Source organism: Pseudomonas sp. Sample_9, from assembly GCF_004307535.1.
Taxonomy (GTDB): domain Bacteria; phylum Pseudomonadota; class Gammaproteobacteria; order Pseudomonadales; family Pseudomonadaceae; genus Aquipseudomonas; species Aquipseudomonas mercuritolerans.
This window is the reverse complement of the sequence record NZ_RAZO01000215.1, coordinates 1-1484: the sequence shown is the minus strand read 5'-3', so window position 1 is coordinate 1484 and position 1484 is coordinate 1. Positions and strand designations below refer to the sequence as shown.

Genomic DNA, 1484 nt, shown 5'->3' with positions numbered 1-1484 from the left:
CTTTCGGCGCATCGCCCTGCTCGGCCATGCCCAGCAGCATGCGGCTGTTGCAGTAGGTGCCGCTGTTGTATACCGACAGCGCAGCGGTCAGCACGACGAAGTTGAGGATGTGCGCGGCGGTATTGCTGCCGAGCATCGAGAACACCTGCACGAACGGACTGCCGCTGTAGGAATCGCCGGACGCGTTGAGGGTTTCCAGCAGGCTGTCCCACGGGGTCAGCGACAGCAGGATCACCAGTGCGCCAATGTAGAAAATCAGGATGCGGTAGATCACCTGGTTGATCGCTTTCGGAATCACGGTTTTCGGTTTGTCGGCTTCAGCGGCGGTGAAACCGAGCATTTCCAGACCGCCGAAGGAGAACATGATGATCGCCATGGCCATCACCAGACCGCTCACCCCGTTGGGGAAGAAACCGCCGTGGGACCACAGGTTGGAGACCGAGGCTTGCGGGCCGCCGTGGCCGCTGACCAGCAGGTAGCTGCCCAGCGCGATCATCCCGACAATCGCCACAACCTTGATGATCGCAAACCAGAATTCGGCTTCACCGAAGACTTTGACGTTGGCCAGATTGATCGCGTTGATCAGCACGAAGAATGCAGCAGCGGAGACCCAGGTCGGGATGTCCGGCGCCCAGTAATGGATGTACTTGCCGACCGCTGTCAGCTCCGACATGCCCACCAGAATGTACAGAATCCAGCAGTTCCAGCCCGACAGGAACCCGGCGAAACCGCCCCAGTATTTGTGCGCGAAATGGCTGAAGGAACCGGCCACCGGCTCTTCGACGATCATTTCGCCGAGCTGGCGCATGATCATGAAGGCGATGAAGCCGCAGATGGCGTAGCCGAGGATCATCGACGGGCCGGCGGATTTCAGTACCCCGGCCGAACCGAGGAACAATCCGGTACCGATCGCGCCACCGAGGGCGATCAGTTGAATATGGCGATTTTTCAGGCCGCGTTTCAGCTCGCCTGATTGCGAGGGTTGTCCACTCATGAAAAAGGTCTCACGCAAGGTTTGATGATGTTCAGTAGACGTTGCTGCAAGGTTGCGATTTCAGGCAGCCCCGATCAAACCCCAGCGCAGGCACCAGGAGTTCAGCTCATTTACAACGGTCATGCGTCACCTGTTTGTTTTTATCTGTGACGAAATCGAACCCGGCACGCTTGTGGCGCGGCGGAGTGAACAAGGCGGATAGCCTCGAGATTTTTGCGATTACGCAGAGGGTCACAGTTAAAACGCGGCGCATTGTACACCGCTAACCCCCTGCTGCCAGACCCGCCTGATCAGCGTGTCGGTTGCCGGGATTGCGTGTGTCCGCCTCGACAGTCTCGAGCGGCTGCAAAATGTGAGTCAGGCCTTTGCAGGCCATCGACGGGGACGAGGAGAAAACCGTCCCACGGAGAGAAGTGGAATTCAGTCGCGGCGTTCATTGCGCCTCCTTCTTGTTATTCGCCTGCACGACAGGCATGGGGCGCATCACACC

1 protein-coding gene is annotated in these 1484 nt (G+C 58.8%); it reads right to left on the bottom strand.

The window, feature by feature from the left end; genetic code table 11:
• The coding region (locus D6877_RS12075; RefSeq protein ID WP_130910922.1) for an amino acid permease at window positions 1-994 on the bottom strand (994 nt) is incomplete at its 3' end.
• Window positions 995-1484: the final 490 nt, after the last annotated feature.